The following is a 14,564-nucleotide window of genomic DNA, read 5'->3' on the forward strand; positions in this document are numbered from 1 at the left end:
TCTGCCTGACGCAGGATCGCAAGAATCTGCGGTTCGCTAAATCTGCTTATCTTCATCAACAATCTCCTCGATAATAATGCCGAGAAAATTCTACTTTTAAAGCCTATTAATTGCCGGGGGGATTACCATGCTGGTCTTATTTCTTCAGCACAAGCGGTCGAGCACTATGAGATTACGCGTTATGGCACACTCAAGCGTTGGGCTTCCGAGCTTGGGCATAAAGACATAGTCAAACTCTTAGAAGCCACGCTTCAGGAAGAAGGTCAAACAGACAAGGATCTCACCAAGCTTGCAGAAACAAAAATCAATTTAAAAGCTGCTTAAATCGAATAACTCCGCTTCGGCGGGGTTTATCGATAGGAGAAAAAAATGAATAAGAGAAAGTCCCCTTGGTCTAATCCCGATCTACATCGTCCGGATAAGTCAGCAGACCCTTCGTCTGTTGAGCCCAGAGATCAACAAATGCGACCGACACATGAGCAGGGAAACTCTCCTGGCAGCTCAAAAAGGCAGCTTCCTAACGAGCCGTACAGAGATCGATCTGAAGATTAAATCTATCTTATTGATTATGAAGGAAGCAGCTCAATGAAAAGTCCCAAGTCAGCGGGTGATTATCCCGGCAGACAGCGCGATTGCAAAGACGCTGTATCGCCAGGAATTCTAAACCTCCTTAAGCAGGCCACTCTTATTGGACGTTCTGAAGAGGAAGCCGATGCCGTCATTTTGGGAACGAGTGTCCCGGGTGTCCGCGACTTGATAAACGAAGCGATCAACGCGGGCTGGGCGCCCACGGAGGCTGCGACGGCGATTAAATTGGTATCGGATGAGCTTCGACGCGGATTTGTTGGAAAAGAACTTAAGAACTAATTTGTATTAAAAATCCAAAATTTTGGCGAACTATGAAAAAACATAGTGGAACTCAATAAGGTCTAAAACGTTTCCCTATCACTGATACAGTCAGTCCATAATCTGGGAGAAATATTATGAAAATCATAACGTTAGCTTTTGCTAGCGCGATCGTATTCGCGCCCACTTTGGCCTTTTCTCAGGATACAAAAAATCCGGAAACACCGGCGGTTGCGACACCTGAGACTAATAATCCTACAGCGCCAGTAGCAGGCGAAAATAGCTTCACAGAAGAGCAAGCGAAAGAGCGCTTCGAAGAAGCTGGTTACTCGCAAGTAAGCGATCTCAAGCTGACAGAAGCAGGCATCTGGGAAGCTTCCGCAATGAAGGGAGCGGATAAGATTTCCGTCCAGCTCGATTATCAGGGCAATGTGACAAAAAAGGCAATGTAATTTTCAGCTTGAGAAACTCTTTAATTAAGGGAGATAAAAATGCGAACCATTACAGGTCTGTTTGACGTTTATTCGTCAGCTAAGGTAGCTGTTTCAGAGTTGGAGTCTGCTGGCATTCCATCGTCTGACATCAGCATTGTTTCACGCGAAGATGAGAAAGATAGCAATTCGGCTGAAGGTGCGGGCGTTGGTGCAGGTATAGGTGCTGCCGTCGGTGGTGCAGGTGGATTGCTTACTGGTCTCGGTATCATGGCGATTCCGGGTGTCGGGCCCGTTGTTGCGGCGGGTTGGCTTGCAGCGACACTTACTGGCGCAGTTGGAGGTGCCGTTGTTGGTGGTGCAGCAGGTGGCCTGATTGGCGCGTTCACTAAAGCTGGGGTTCCAGAAGAAGATGCACATCTCTATGCGGAAGGTGTTAGACGCGGTGGCACTGTGGTGACTGCAAAAGTTCCCGATGACCGCTATGCTGAGGCCGACGCCATTCTATCCCGTTCAAATCGTGTCGATCTTGTGGAACGCCGCCGCGTTTATACCGAGGATGGTTGGCAGCGATTTGATACGGCCGCAGCACCATACACCGCTGAAGAAGTGCAACGTGAGCGCAGTCGTTATCTGTAATTAACAGCATCAAAGACAATATCGGTGGTCGGAAATTTCTGACCATCGGTGTGAAGTAGAGTCGAAAGCTTCTTGGCTAATTTTCATACCTGTCTTCAGTCGCTCTTATACTAAAACCATCCATTGATACTTCTTAAGAATAAGAGCGGTAAGAAGTTAGCATATCGAAATTTTAAAGTCATTTGGTTGGAACATTTTGGTTCCTTAAAGAGTAAAATTAGAAGCTATGAGGAGAAGCCCATTATGGATCACAGTAAACATACGCGCCTTTTACCAACTGAGCTAATACCCTCCATTCTAGAGGGTGCAGTCGTTTACGGAGCCGATGATCACAAAATCGGTAACGTAGATCATGTCCATGGAATGGGGACCGCAAGTGAAGTGATTGTTGATGTGGGAGGTTTCCTTGGTATTGGCGCTAAGCCCGTGGCAGTAGCTTTAACCGACCTCGATTTCATGCGCGATGAAAGCGGAGACGTTCATGCTGTGACGACCTGGACCAAAGACCAGCTAAAAGATATGCCAGAGCATCATGACTAATAGTCGTAACCAAAAGCCTGCTTAAATGTTGGGCTATTGGTTCTACCCACCTCTTCACCAGCTGCTTCGTGAAGCATCCGAAATCTCAGTAAAACTGAGTAACAGTCAAAGTTCTTGGTGTTGGTCCCTCGCCATCGGCGAAAAGGCTGATAAATCTTGATGGGATGTGAACCTACGACCCGTCAGTGATGTAGACGGATTAAACAATCGGAGATTACCAATAGTCCATGAAATAGAGTTACGAATTAAACGGTCCAGTCTTCTACCCGTAAGCCGGGAACACGATCAAACTCTCTGCGATTGTTCGTAACAACAATTAAACCGCGTGAGCGGGCGTGACCAGCAATCAACTGATCGTATGGACCAATAGGCGTTCCATTACGGGCCAATTCAGCACGTAATTGGCCTGTATGGTTTGCAGCCGTTTCATCGTACGATAACACCTCAAGGCGAGCTGCGAACCCTTCCACGACAGCAAGGTTTTTTTCTGGATTGGCGGACTTTTCCGCCCCGTAAATCAATTCCATCAAGCTAATTGAGCTAATGCATAACTGATCGTGGAAGCGGTTAAACGCTTCCCGCACTTGCTTTGGTCGATTCTTGATCGTAAAAATGCATATATTCGTGTCCAGCATATACTTCAGCATTACAATGCCTCGCGTTCCTGCGACTTAGGCTGGCCACGCTCACTCATGAAGTCGGATGTCGGTTCAATACCTTCAAACCAGCTATCCCACACCTCACCAGCAGGCGCTATAATTCGTGTGCGCCCCACCGCAACGATATCAACACGCTTCACATCGGCAGGCAAAGCTACTGCCTTCGGCAAGCGGATAGCTTGGCTTCGGTTGCTCTGAAATACGGCTCCCTGTTCCATCTGCGTTACTCCTGATAATATCCACGTTGACATGCTATAAATAACTTGGTGGATGGGATATGTCAACGGGATATACTTGTGGTGGCCGGTGAGACAGCCACTCGATTAAATTGTATTAACTCAAGTCCACCGGCCGAATTATTGCACACGCATTGGAAGCCAAAAAGATAGCTGTGCCTGGTACCATGGCGCATCCGCAGTCCTTAGAACGCCAGTCAAGAACAATCTTAATGAGCCTGACTGGCGCATTTGGGTGTCTTCTTCAATGCGTTACGTCTGAAATTATCGCAGAGCATCTTTCTGAATGCGGAATTCCATTCATCTTCATGACTGGATATAGTGATCAGTCATCCATTCCTGAACGTTTCCGGCAAATCGAAGTTATCCGCAGACCTATCGATATTTCATCGCTCAATATAAAGTTTAATTCTATGATTAATGCACAGATTTGATCCAAAGGGATGTACTCTGGATAATCGCTGATTTTAATCTTGATAGTTTTAAACTTGATGAATAGAGCCTACCCGTTCGGTTTACCGGGTAGCTTCCTTAAAATTGTCGGTCGCATATTTTCAAATACTTTTGGCTTGGCATCGGAAAGACATTCGATTGTGGCTTCGAGGAGATTAAGTGCGAGAAAATCAGCTTGGCTTTCCTGTTGCAATTTTTTGCGATCAAATATGGTCTCGTTAGCGGCTGTCTGCCATAACGCTAGTCCGATACGGGCCGCTGGATTGAGACGTCTCAAACGCCGTAGAGAAAACTTAGCGCGACGTGCGGAATCTAAGTCTAGCACGCAAAGAACAATCGCAGTAGCACCCGCAATGTCTTCCTTTCGCAATTGACTGGGTTGAGTTCGCTCCTGATCAATCACCTTGGTTTCCGCTGCCTGAACCGACAAAACCTGCGCCAACATTGTAGCCGTAACATCATCAAAAGGACCACGACCGCCTAAACAAATTATCGATTTTTTTTCACCTGCGGGGATTTGCAACACTTTGCTATCTTCGTTGTCTGATAATGCACCAACAGAGACAGTTTCTTCATTATCTTCTTCTTCATCAGCTATTTGTTCGAGATTTGCGACCAGCATTCTAGAACTCTGTGAAATCTGTTGTAGCTGTGTGTCACTGAGAACGCCGCGAATGCGATCCTGTTCTGCAATAAGCAGCGCTGGAATGGCTACGTTGCCGTAATATTCTACTAAAAATTGTTCGGATAATAATTCAAGTGCGTTGTCGGTTGCCTCATTGGGATCACCAGCCAGAAGTCGTTGATAAAGCCTCTCTTCGGGATTGAGTACCGGCTCCGAGCCAAACAGAATTTCAAGAAACCGAAACTGCGGAACATAGCGCCCCAGAACGACCAGACATACGGTCAGTGGTGTTGAGAGTATCAATCCAATAGGACCCCACAACCACGTCCAGAAAATAGCAGAAACGATAATTGCTAAAGGTGACAAGCCGGTTCGCGATCCATAGAGCCACGGCTCAATTATATTGTTGCTGATGAGTTCAATCAGAACGAAAAGTGCGATGGTCCATAAAAGAAGATCCCATCCGGGTGCAATGGCAAATGCCAAAAAGAGTGGCATTATTGCTGCGATCACCGGCCCAATATATGGCGCAAATCGCAAGACAATTGCCAGCATTCCCCACAAAAGTGCGTTCGGAACTCCTAAAATCCAAAGCCCAATGCCCAGCGGCACACCATAGCTAATATTCACGACGAGCTGTGTGAGTAGATAGCGCCCCACACGCGTGCCCGCCTCCTGCAAAGCTGACGTCGTGCGATGCAGATCGCCATGGCCCACCAGACGAATAAAGCGATCTCGTAATTCTTCTCTCTCGAGAAGCATGAAGACCACCACCACAATAACGAGTCCCAGAGTTGCTAGCGGCCCGATAAGCGGCCCTACGATTGTTTCAAGCGTTTGGACTGGATTCCGCTGTGAAAATATTTCCACCAGTATAGGCTTACGCTCTGGCTGTCCTGAGACGGCGGTATTGGTGCTTTTTTCCTCGTCCTGACTGATTTCCGCGCCAATGCGTTCCGCAAAGCTATTCAGGCGATTAAGGAGACCATTATCGGTGCCGGTTTCTTTGAGCGTACGAATTTTCTCGATGATATTATATTGATAGGTCGCAATGTTCTGACCAACTTCATTGACTTGAAATGCCAAAATTGCCCCAAACAATCCAATAATCAGAAACCCGCCTGTAACGCTGGTGATAATGGCAGGCAAACGCGGCAAACCGATACGTCTGAGAAAGGAGACAATCGGTGCCAGCATGAAGGTTAAAAGCACAGCAATGGCTAGCGGTAAGAACACGTCCTGAGCAAAATAGAGGACAGCAACGACTGCGGCGACAGCTGCAAGCGCGGGCAATCGTGATTGTTCGTGCGCTACAGCTAAAGAGTGGTTACCGCGTCCAAGCCCGCGCTGCATGATACCTCTTGCTACTTCAGATTCCTATTCTGCAAATTGATAAATAGAGCTGACATTTAAAATAGCAAAGTATCTGCAAAGAGTGCTTATGACGAAATTATTGACCGGGCTTTAATTGGTACAATAACGGCTCTCCGACAAAGCAAATCAAATACAGGGTTCACCACGATACGCAAAAAGCTCACTGCTTAAAGCAATGAGCTCTTCACACAATGCTCAATCGGTTATGTTTTATCGATAACCTTCTTCACCGCATCCTTTGCCTTACCTTTGGCCTGCTGTGCATCACCCTTGGCTTCCTGAGCCAGACCTTTGGCTTGCATCTCTTTGTTATCAATGGCTTTACCGATTGATTGCTTAGCTTTACCAGCGAGTTCGTTAGCCTTGCCGGATACCTTGTCTGAAGTACTACTCATAATAATTATCTCCCTGACATATTTTTTGAAATTTCATTCTAAAAACGATAATCGCTAAAATTGGTTCCAGGGGAGTTTTAATTTCAAGGTACGGCACTCTGAAATCAGCGTTGAGATCGGGAGGGCATTATGAATAAAACCGAACCCGACCCGGCATCACGCTCTATCATACATTAGTAGACGAAGAAGCAGGAAGAAAACGATGATAAGAACCGAAAACCTTCGAAAATCTATTCAACGATGCCGTTCGGAAGTAAAGCAGGCGTCACCCTGCCCGACTGGTTGAAAAATCACATCCTTTGGGAAGCATCCGAGCCCTATCTTCATCTCCGAACAGATAATCAGGGACGTCGGAGGGGCATCCATCCCATCACAACCTTATTGCTGAAGGCGAAGAAATTATCGAGGAGTTCAAGTGTACGAAAGCTCTCGAAGCAGCCTTGATATCCTCCGCTCAGGCTACCGAATATTACTAGATTACATGATATGGAGCGCTTGAGCGCTGGGCCACTGAACTTTGACACAAGGATGTTGCGACGGCTCTTGACGCAACGTTGCAGGAAGAGGGTCAACGGATCGCGATCTGACAAACTTGCAGAAACCAAAATCAACTTAAAGGCTGCACAATTTCTAAGCCTCGCCTCGACGAGGCTCTATCATTTTAGGCACGCTTAAATGGATAGGAAAAAAGCCCATGTCCGGTTCCAGATTTAGTTCGCGACGACCAGTCAGTGGATACTCATCCGATTTATCCAAAAGATCATAATGAAAAGCCTACACACTCACAATCAAATTTACCCGGCAATTCTAAAAAAGCAAGTACCTAGGCCGTGTGGACGGATTTGATTAAGATGAAAGCAGAAGCGATTGCGACGATGGATCGGAAGTTTCTTGCTGTTTTCTCGCAGCGTAATGCGACACGTTTGAACCGTTTGAGCTTCCCCATCATTTGTTCGATACGTGCGCGACCTCGATAAAGCGCCGTGGCAAAATGCTTCGGAATATTACGCCTGTTTGATCTGTAAGGGATCACAGGGATAGCGCCAGCCTTTCGCGCAATCTCTCGATTAACGTCGCTATCATAGCCTTTGTCAGCAATGATAGCGCGGTGCCTGACTTGAGGGCCCGTGTCCATGAGGCTTTCAAACTGTTTGCTATCGGAGGCTTCGCCTCCGGTCAGTTCAAAGCCAAGGGGCTGACCATTTCGGTCGGTTTTCAGATGGATTTTGGTTCCGAACCCTCCACGAGACCGGCCGAGCGCTTGACCTTCCTGCCCCCTTTAGCGCCTGCTGCAGATACATGGGCGCGAATGACGGTGCTGTCGAACATAGCGATAAGATGAGCGCTTTCATCAAGCCCAGCCAAAATGGAAAAATAGTCCTCGAAAACACCTGCTTTACCTAAACGGTCAAAACGCTTCCATACGCTGTTCCAGTTACCAAACCGCTCAGGCAAAGCCCGCCATGAGATGTTGTGAAGGGTGAAATAATGCAATGCCTCAAGGAATAGGCGGTCATTTTTAGCTTTCGCGCCAACGGCTGGCAGACAAGTCCGAAAAACCTCAAGTGCCAGTTCATAGTCATTTTCTGTCATCTTGGTGCACATTACTGACCTCCAAATCACGTCAGCAATATGTGAATCACGTCGAGAGAAAGTCTGGAACCGGAAAACTTATACCTGAGTCAATTCGTCCACACGGCGTAAGCCACCCCACCCCGACCGTTCTAAGTATTGATAAAATAAATAAATTTAGTGCTCACTGAAACCTTTTACTGGTTCACGAGTTTTCCCGAAGAGAGCGTAAGGCTGACAGCTTGTAAAATAGCTGCGTCGTCATTGTTACTATTTTTAGGAGATAACCAACATGAACTCTATCATCTATTTAGTAGGCCTAGTTGTCATCGTGTTGTTCATCCTCTCTTTTCTGGGATTACGTTGATGATGGATCCAACAGTTGTAGAAAACGCTCCTGATCGTAGCTATGTCGATTGGGCTGCTATTTTTGCTGGCGCCACGGTCGCGTCAGGTGTGATGGTTGTCCTCACAACATTTGCTGGTGGACTTGGTTTAAGTTCGCTCTCAGTTGATGATGGAGGTGACATTAGTGCAGTCTGGCTCGTCATTACTGCCCTATTTATTATCGTATCAATGGTCGCTTCTTATATGCTCGGCGGGTATATCACCGGCAGAATGCGCCGACCATCAGGAACCGCAACCCGTGATGAAGCAACCGTTCGAGACGGTCTGAATGGCCTCGTCGTTTGGGGACTTGGTACAATCGTCTCGGCTATTATGCTTGTCAGCGTTATTTCAGGTGGAGCGAAAGCTGTTGGAAGCGCTGCTGAAACAGCCGTTCAAACCGCAGGAACCGTTGTCGGCGGCACAGCTCAGGGAGCTGGTCAGTTAGCTGGAGGTGTCATTTCAGGCGCGGGGCAAGCAGTGTCGGGATTGGCTCAAAGTGCAGGACAAGCCGCTGCTCCATCGGTCGAACAGATGATGCCGCAAGGGTTGAAAACTAATCCATTAGACTACCTCACTGACACTCTGTTACGCACGGATAGTCAAGGCAACTCTGTTGCTGGACAGGAAGCTCAAAACATCGCGGATTTCCAACGTCAAGTTAGCGGAATTCTCGGAAACTTGCTTACTACCGGTCAAATCTCAGACGCCGATCGTACGTGGCTCACTAATCAGATCGCGGCTCGAACCGGCCTTAGCCAAACCGATGCTCAAACTCGTGTAAACCAGACAGTTGAACGCGTTCAGGCTCTGCGTACTGAAGCTCAAACGAAGGTTGACGAAGCTAAAAAGACCCTTGCTGATATACAGGCACAAGCTGAAAAAACTGCCGAAGAGGTAAAAGCAAAGGCAGCTGACGCAGCAGAAAAAGCTAGGATAACTGGCATTCTTACCGCCTTCCTGCTCGCGGCGTCTGCACTTGTCGCTGCCGTGGCCGCTTACATCGGAGCCGTGCACGGTGGTCGTCATCGCGACGAAGGTCGAATTTGGGGTGGTTTAGCTTACCGCAAATAATGATCCACAAATCATAATATTAAATAGGGCTTTGTATAAATACGAAGCCCTTTTCTTTTCGCGTACTGACTATGGCGATACTTTCGGTGGCACAAAAGGAAGAATTTGTTGGACCTGCCTCAATTTCAGTGTCTTCAATCTCTTTGCAACAAATATGAAATTGTCAGATCGCAAAATGTGCAAGCGGCACCGTTATTACCGAAGACGTGGATAAATTAAATATATTGCAGAGCGCAACAAAATTACTTTGTTTTGATAAAGTCTGTCAAGTTAGGCTTCAGGGCTCAAATGCAGTGCCGTGTCCGACGCCTACATCAATATTCTATATTTAATCGATTATAAAAAAAGCGAAATGCATAAAATTACGGCCGCTTATTTTCCTTATCCGACGGAACAATCAGCAGTATTCATTTGTTGTATTGAGCGGGATTAAAGGAGATAAAGATGCATATTCGGGTTGGCTATGAAATGGCTGTAGAAGTTACATCTCCTACCGCGATTTACACTTATTTAAATGTTCATCCACAACATTCATTGGATATGGTGTGGTCTTGTCCTGAGAGTTTTTTCGGTAGCAAGCATACCGATGTTCACGGTAATGAGTTCAATCGTCTCATTTTGCCTGCCGGCGAGACCGTTTTAAGTCATGATGCAATTTACGAAAACAATGGCCTTCCTGATGTCTTCGACGATAAGGCTGAGCAAGTCGATCCTGCTCACTTGCCTACGGAATATTTACCTTATCGTATGCGCCGTCTCTGTCCCATTGATTTGGCGTGTTTTTATTGAGTGACGTTTCTGCCAGAAGGTCTTTGGTGTCAATCGGCCCTTTAATTGCGGATTGTTGTCAAGCATCCTCTTAAATTCAACGACGGCAATGCGGTAGCGCTCGCCCAGTCGAAACTGGTCGGGATAGTGAAGGCGGGGTGAGCGCGGCTGGCATACGATTGCCAGCTCGGTTGATAACATGGTTGCCAGAGCTCAACGCGATCGTATTGATGCCATCGCTGGGGTCATGGTCCTTTCCGAGGTCGCTAGGCGCCTCATGATGATGTCCGGATCGGGTGCCTCAACGTGTGCAACGGAGTGCGGAAGATCCGCCACCAGCCGATTGACCGAGGTCACCACGACCACCGTCCCAGCGGGACATCGCCAGCCCGGTGGACCGGGCCAAGAACTTTAGATTAGATTGACTTGGCGTGACCCCAGTCGAACGATGTACCGTCGACCCAAATGGAATGGAGAATGACGGCAATCTTGCGCGCGATCGCGACCTTCGCTTTCTTCATGCCAATCCGCTTTGCAAGTTTCATCCCCCAGGCCTTGAGAGAGGACCACTTCTTGGTCCGATAAAGCAGAACGGTCGCCGCCTCGAACAAATAAGTGCGGAGAAGCCGGTCGCCCCATCGAGATATCTTACCGCTGGTGTCAGTTTCCCCCGATTGTTTGCGCCGAGGCGTAAGGCCAAGATATGCGCCGACTAGCGAGGCTGATCGGAAGCGGGACGGGTCATCGATCGTATGGCGGAATGTCAGGGCCGTAATTACTCCGACACCGGGCACCGTCATCAGGCGACGCGTCGTCTCGTCCTGTCTAGCCAAACGGCGGACCTCGTCGTCGAACGCGCACTGCTGTCGGCAGATATGCTCGTGTATCGATAAAAGTGGCGCGACTACGATGAGGAGCTGATGATCCTCGCCTAAAAGATCGTTGACCGTGTTGCGGAACTGTTGGCCGATAGCGCGAGGAAATAGCAACCCATATTCTTTGACCAAGCTACGAACCTGGTTTTCGATGTCCCGACGCATGGACACAAGCCGAGCTCGCACAACGAGAATCGCTCGGATCTTCTGGCTCTCCTCGCTTTTGACTTTGACCTCTCGATACCAGCCCACCCGTACCAGTTCAGCGAGGCCTCGCGCATCGTTTTGGTCGCTTTTGTTCATGCGCACCGACAGTGCCGCGTGTGCATGTCGCGCGTCTATGCAAACAACGGGAAGTACGACCCTACGAAGCTCATGCCAAAGCCAGCTCGACATCGCACCCGTCTCAAAGCCAATACGCTCAGCCAGCGGCGCATGTTTGCGCAGCAGCCTGGTCAGATCGCCAGGATCTGACTTGGCCTTTCCCTCAAAGATTAATTGCCCAGTTTCACTGACCACACACACTGCGGTCTCTCTTTGCGAGACATCCAGCCCAACATATTGCTTCATGACAGCTCCTCCGAAACGTTTGATTGCGGGATCGCAGTCTGTGCGCCACGCGCGCCGACCGCAATTACGTCATCGTGTTTAAACGGGACCCCTTATCGGCGTCCAAAAAGTACCCCTCCTTTAGGTTGCAAGGTTTAGCGTGCGCGGGCCCGTAACTTTAAATTTAGTGCAGGGTTTGCGCGCGCGGATCACTAGCGTTCTTCGGCTTTAGATCCCATGAGGAGTGAACAGCGGCCGTCGCTCTGGCAGAGTGAGGTTGCATCAAAACACTCGCTCAGGAGGAGCAATTTATGGAACCCGCATCCATTCATCCGACCGCTGTCCGCACTGATCTTGGCGCAATTTTTGTGTCATTGGAACTGAGCCGATCGACTTGGTTGATCACTTCGTTGTCGCCGGGCAGTGGCGAGAAGATGTCGAAGCATGTAGTGGCCGGTGGCAATGTAGCAGAGCTGCTGGATCGATTTGAGCAGCTACAGCACAAAGCGCGGTTAAGAACAGGAACGTTGTTTCCTATCGTAACAATCCAAGAGGCAGGATTGGACGGCTTCTGGATACACCGGGTGCTGGAGGCCAATGGTATCGAGAGTCACGTCGTAGACGCAGCTTCGATCGCGACGTCTCGTCGACGTCGGCGTGCCAAGACCGACAAGATTGATGGAGAGGCTCTGACGCGCACATTGCTTGCGTTCAAGCGCGGCGAACCACGCGTATGTGCGATGGTTAAAGCGCCAGATCCGAAGGACGAAGATCGGCGTCGGATTTGCCGGGAACGCAAAGTTTTGATTGCTGAGCGGGTCAGGCATGTCAATCGCGTTAAGGGGCTACTCTTTGCTCAAGGCGTCAGCGGCTATCAACCGCTCCGTAAAGATCGCCGTCGGCGGCTGGAGGAGCTCCAGACTGGAGATGGGCGTGAGTTACCGAAACACCTGAAGGCTCAAATTAATCGCGAACTCGACCGTCTCGAATTGCTGCTGGAACAGATTGCTGCAGTGGAGAGCGAGCGGAATTCTCTCCTGTCAACGTATGAGCAGCCAGCGGTTGAGGCAACTTCGCCTGCGGCGATGCTGCTGTCCCTGAAGGGGATTGGCGCTGAGTTTGCCGCCGTCCTTTGGACCGAAGCCCTGTCCCGGCATTTTGATAATAGGCGGCAGATTGCCGCCTATGCCGGTTTGACACCAACCCCATGGATGAGCGGGACCATCGATCACGAACAGGGTGTCTCAAAAGCAGGAAACCCTCGGCTGCGCACCACGATGATTCAACTGTCTTGGTTGTGGCTACGCAATCAGCCAGCATCAGCGCTCAGCCGTTGGTTTGTGGATCGGGTTCAGTCGAATGGTGGACGCTTAAAGAAAGCCGCGATAGTTGCCCTGGCGCGCAAACTCCTTATCGCGCTGTGGAAGTTTGTCACTGCGGGTGTTGTCATCGATGGGGCTGTCATGAAGACTGCGTGACGACCAAAAAATTACCGAATACACAAATCTTCCAGGACTGATCACTCCTGGCGGATCCAGGTGAGCGAACCGCCTCAAAGTCGGGCTTCAAATGCCGCGCTTTAGATTGGTCCCGTTCTCCTGAGCCTTGCCGCTACGCAAGCGGGATGATGGTGCTGCCGGACAAAACGGCGACCGTATGTGAGTTTGAACCGGTGACGGAAACGTGCCGCGTCAAGCAAGATGGCTCAGACCATGGGTTCGATACAAAATCGAAGGGGACAAGCTATGGAACAATGATTGATCTTGACGACGAAATCCTCATGTGAGCTTTGAGAGCGGTTTTTGAAGCGCCACGATTCATTTCCCGTTTCAACGATCTCGCAATGATGGGTAAGCCGGTCGAGCAGAGCGGCGGTCATTTTTGCGTCGCCGAAGACAGTCGGCCATTCGCCGAACGTCAGGTTTGTGGTGACGATGATTGAAGTTCGCTCGTAGAGCCTGCTGATGAGGTGGAACAGCAACTGTCCGCCCGCTTGGGCGAACGGAAGATAGCCAAGCTCGTCCATAATGACGAAATCGAGCCTGGAGATAAAGTCGGCAAGACGCCCCTGCTTACCATTACGCGCTTCCGTTTCAAGACGATTGACGAGATCGACGACGTTGTAGAAGCGCCCGCGCGCGCCGTTGCGGATCAAGGCACGGGCAAGTGCGATGGACAAATGGGATTTTCCAGTGCCAGTTCCTCCAACGAGAACGACATTGTGCTGCTCGGCAAGGAAAGCTCCGCTCGCGAGCTGGCGCACCAGTCCTTCATTGACCGGCGTGTCGGTAAAGTCGAAGTCGTCGATGTCCTTGGCCAGCGGCAGCTTTGCGACGGTGATCTGGTATTTAATCGAGCGCGCCTGTTTCTCGGCGATCTCCGACTGCAACAGGTCGCCGACAATGCGCGGTGGTTCGTGCTGGCGTTTGATGCCAGAGGCCATGATCTCGTCATAGGCGCTGCGCATGCCGTAAAGCTTCAGCGTGCTCATCATGTCGAAGATTTGAGATCGTTCCATATCAGCTTGCCCTCCTGAGGCTGTCATAACGTGCGCAGTCTGCCACAGGCTCATGGGTCAGGCGCAGCGCATCGGGGATGGAAAGAATGGCGGCGGGCTGTGGATCACGCTTGCGAGCCAGAATGTTGATAATCACAGCGGCGGAGAATACGCCTTGATCAAGCGCCTCCTGGCAGGCCGCTTCGACTGCAGGAAGGCCGTCGATACCGACACATTCTAGGATCGACACCATCTGCCGGTCCCCATCATGCATGGCCTTGAGCTTTCGCCGAACATGCTCCATGGAGGCTGGCAGGACCCAATCAAGGAATGGTGCACCGTTCCTCAGTGCTCCCGGCTTGCGCGTCAGGACCGGAACATAATGCCATGGATTATAAATCGTCTCGCCACGGCCAAAGCAGCGTTCATGCTGGCCGATCTCGACACCATTTTGCCGTATGACGATGCGGTCGGCATAAGCATGTATCTCGGCCGGGCGGCCAACGGCAGTCGACAGGGTAATCCTCCCGTTTTTAACGGGGCTCTGCAGTAGAATTTACGCAGCCATTATTAGTTTCTGTGCGGGTGTGATGCCGCCGATGCCCATATTGGGCCGTTCGTTGTTATACGTCCAGAGCCATTGT

Annotated in this window: 16 protein-coding genes and 2 pseudogenes; 9 read left to right on the forward strand and 9 right to left on the reverse strand. The window is 49.8% G+C overall.

Translation table 11 applies throughout. The annotated features are described in order from the left end of the window. Positions 1 to 129 precede the first annotated feature (129 nt). From OPR82_RS21990 to OPR82_RS22010, 5 genes and pseudogenes are all read left to right on the forward strand, one after another. Positions 130 to 324: pseudogene (locus OPR82_RS21990) on the forward strand (YciE/YciF ferroxidase family protein); the annotation flags it as partial. Positions 325 to 585: 261 nt separating this feature from the next. Continuing rightward, on the forward strand, positions 586 to 867 hold the full coding sequence (locus tag OPR82_RS21995) for a hypothetical protein (protein WP_024898603.1): 282 nt from the start codon (positions 586 to 588) through the stop codon (positions 865 to 867). A gap of 116 nt (positions 868 to 983) precedes the next feature. Then, positions 984 to 1,298 (forward strand): PepSY domain-containing protein, encoded by a 315-nt coding sequence (locus OPR82_RS22000; protein WP_024898604.1) that lies wholly within the window; start codon positions 984 to 986, stop codon positions 1,296 to 1,298. Between the two features lie 39 nt (positions 1,299 to 1,337). After that, a complete protein-coding gene (locus tag OPR82_RS22005; protein ID WP_024898605.1) occupies positions 1,338 to 1,916 on the forward strand; it encodes a hypothetical protein in 579 nt (192 codons plus the stop codon). Between the two features lie 243 nt (positions 1,917 to 2,159). Next, positions 2,160 to 2,456: a PRC-barrel domain-containing protein gene (locus OPR82_RS22010; RefSeq protein WP_024898606.1), complete on the forward strand. Its 297-nt coding sequence runs from the start codon at positions 2,160 to 2,162 to the stop codon at positions 2,454 to 2,456. Between the two features lie 245 nt (positions 2,457 to 2,701). Here OPR82_RS22010 and vapC read toward each other — a convergent pair whose 3' ends face one another. Both vapC and vapB read right to left on the reverse strand, forming a co-directional pair. Beyond that, positions 2,702 to 3,103: a type II toxin-antitoxin system tRNA(fMet)-specific endonuclease VapC gene (gene vapC / locus OPR82_RS22015; protein WP_024898607.1), complete on the reverse strand. Its 402-nt coding sequence runs from the start codon at positions 3,101 to 3,103 to the stop codon at positions 2,702 to 2,704. Next, the gene (vapB, locus tag OPR82_RS22020) at positions 3,103 to 3,333 is read right to left on the reverse strand and encodes a type II toxin-antitoxin system VapB family antitoxin (RefSeq protein WP_024898608.1); all 231 of its coding nucleotides are present in this window, start codon (positions 3,331 to 3,333) and stop codon (positions 3,103 to 3,105) included. The genes vapC and vapB overlap by 1 nt, the downstream gene beginning before the upstream one ends. 152 nt (positions 3,334 to 3,485) lie before the next feature. Between vapB and OPR82_RS22025 the strand changes: the two genes are divergently transcribed. Then, on the forward strand, positions 3,486 to 3,785 hold the full coding sequence (locus OPR82_RS22025) for a response regulator (RefSeq protein ID WP_152544408.1): 300 nt from the start codon (positions 3,486 to 3,488) through the stop codon (positions 3,783 to 3,785). Between the two features lie 68 nt (positions 3,786 to 3,853). Here the strand turns inward: OPR82_RS22025 and OPR82_RS22030 are convergent, their stop codons facing one another. From OPR82_RS22030 to OPR82_RS22045, 4 genes are all read right to left on the reverse strand, one after another. Then, positions 3,854 to 5,782, reverse strand: coding sequence for an AI-2E family transporter (locus OPR82_RS22030; RefSeq protein ID WP_265987124.1), 1,929 nt, complete (start codon positions 5,780 to 5,782; stop codon positions 3,854 to 3,856). Between the two features lie 224 nt (positions 5,783 to 6,006). Next, positions 6,007 to 6,198 carry a CsbD family protein gene (locus OPR82_RS22035; protein WP_024898610.1) on the reverse strand — a complete coding sequence of 64 codons (192 nt, stop codon included), beginning with the start codon at positions 6,196 to 6,198 and terminating at the stop codon, positions 6,007 to 6,009. Between the two features lie 823 nt (positions 6,199 to 7,021). Beyond that, a complete protein-coding gene (locus OPR82_RS22860) occupies positions 7,022 to 7,423 on the reverse strand; it encodes an IS5 family transposase (RefSeq protein WP_084486908.1) in 402 nt (133 codons plus the stop codon). Beyond that, positions 7,414 to 7,791 (reverse strand): transposase, encoded by a 378-nt coding sequence (locus OPR82_RS22045; RefSeq protein ID WP_265987126.1) that lies wholly within the window; start codon positions 7,789 to 7,791, stop codon positions 7,414 to 7,416. The genes OPR82_RS22860 and OPR82_RS22045 overlap by 10 nt, the downstream gene beginning before the upstream one ends. 345 nt (positions 7,792 to 8,136) lie before the next feature. Here OPR82_RS22045 and OPR82_RS22050 point away from each other — a divergent pair, with 345 nt between their 5' ends. Then, positions 8,137 to 9,231: a hypothetical protein gene (locus OPR82_RS22050; RefSeq protein ID WP_024899193.1), complete on the forward strand. Its 1,095-nt coding sequence runs from the start codon at positions 8,137 to 8,139 to the stop codon at positions 9,229 to 9,231. 444 nt (positions 9,232 to 9,675) lie between these two features. Further along, positions 9,676 to 10,020, forward strand: a complete 345-nt coding sequence (locus tag OPR82_RS22055; protein ID WP_193556790.1) for a hypothetical protein — start codon at positions 9,676 to 9,678, stop codon at positions 10,018 to 10,020. 395 nt (positions 10,021 to 10,415) lie between these two features. On the opposite strand, the gene OPR82_RS22060 is transcribed toward OPR82_RS22055, so the two are convergent. After that, positions 10,416 to 11,444 carry an IS110 family RNA-guided transposase gene (locus OPR82_RS22060; RefSeq protein ID WP_265987130.1) on the reverse strand — a complete coding sequence of 343 codons (1,029 nt, stop codon included), beginning with the start codon at positions 11,442 to 11,444 and terminating at the stop codon, positions 10,416 to 10,418. Positions 11,445 to 11,734: 290 nt separating this feature from the next. Here OPR82_RS22060 and OPR82_RS22065 point away from each other — a divergent pair, with 290 nt between their 5' ends. Beyond that, the gene (locus OPR82_RS22065; RefSeq protein WP_109989924.1) at positions 11,735 to 12,901 is read left to right on the forward strand and encodes an IS110 family RNA-guided transposase; all 1,167 of its coding nucleotides are present in this window, start codon (positions 11,735 to 11,737) and stop codon (positions 12,899 to 12,901) included. A 227-nt stretch (positions 12,902 to 13,128) separates the two neighbouring features. Here the strand turns inward: OPR82_RS22065 and istB are convergent, their stop codons facing one another. Together istB and OPR82_RS22075 are read right to left on the reverse strand one after the other, a co-directional pair. After that, positions 13,129 to 13,941, reverse strand: coding sequence for an IS21-like element helper ATPase IstB (gene istB, locus OPR82_RS22070; RefSeq protein WP_247645041.1), 813 nt, complete (start codon positions 13,939 to 13,941; stop codon positions 13,129 to 13,131). Next, positions 13,874 to 14,434: pseudogene (locus tag OPR82_RS22075) on the reverse strand (Mu transposase domain-containing protein); the annotation flags it as partial. The pseudogene OPR82_RS22075 and the gene istB, both read right to left, overlap by 68 nt. Positions 14,435 to 14,564: the final 130 nt, after the last annotated feature.

The sequence above is a fragment of the Ochrobactrum chromiisoli genome (genome assembly GCF_026241335.1).
GTDB classification, from domain to species: Bacteria; Pseudomonadota; Alphaproteobacteria; order Rhizobiales; family Rhizobiaceae; genus Brucella; species Brucella chromiisoli.

Coding starts and splice junctions, on each gene's coding strand:
- OPR82_RS21995 (WP_024898603.1), top strand. CDS start 586: ATGAAAAGTCCCAAGTCAGCGGGTGATTATCCCGGCAGACAGCGCGAT.
- OPR82_RS22045 (WP_265987126.1), bottom strand. CDS start 7,791: ATGACAGAAAATGACTATGAACTGGCACTTGAGGTTTTTCGGACTTGT.
- istB (WP_247645041.1), bottom strand. CDS start 13,941: ATGGAACGATCTCAAATCTTCGACATGATGAGCACGCTGAAGCTTTAC.
- OPR82_RS22065 (WP_109989924.1), top strand. CDS start 11,735: ATGGAACCCGCATCCATTCATCCGACCGCTGTCCGCACTGATCTTGGC.
- OPR82_RS22060 (WP_265987130.1), bottom strand. CDS start 11,444: ATGAAGCAATATGTTGGGCTGGATGTCTCGCAAAGAGAGACCGCAGTG.
- OPR82_RS22000 (WP_024898604.1), top strand. CDS start 984: ATGAAAATCATAACGTTAGCTTTTGCTAGCGCGATCGTATTCGCGCCC.
- OPR82_RS22010 (WP_024898606.1), top strand. CDS start 2,160: ATGGATCACAGTAAACATACGCGCCTTTTACCAACTGAGCTAATACCC.
- OPR82_RS22030 (WP_265987124.1), bottom strand. CDS start 5,782: ATGCAGCGCGGGCTTGGACGCGGTAACCACTCTTTAGCTGTAGCGCAC.
- OPR82_RS22055 (WP_193556790.1), top strand. CDS start 9,676: ATGCATATTCGGGTTGGCTATGAAATGGCTGTAGAAGTTACATCTCCT.
- OPR82_RS22005 (WP_024898605.1), top strand. CDS start 1,338: ATGCGAACCATTACAGGTCTGTTTGACGTTTATTCGTCAGCTAAGGTA.
- vapB (WP_024898608.1), bottom strand. CDS start 3,333: ATGGAACAGGGAGCCGTATTTCAGAGCAACCGAAGCCAAGCTATCCGC.
- OPR82_RS22035 (WP_024898610.1), bottom strand. CDS start 6,198: ATGAGTAGTACTTCAGACAAGGTATCCGGCAAGGCTAACGAACTCGCT.
- OPR82_RS22050 (WP_024899193.1), top strand. CDS start 8,137: ATGATGGATCCAACAGTTGTAGAAAACGCTCCTGATCGTAGCTATGTC.
- vapC (WP_024898607.1), bottom strand. CDS start 3,103: ATGCTGAAGTATATGCTGGACACGAATATATGCATTTTTACGATCAAG.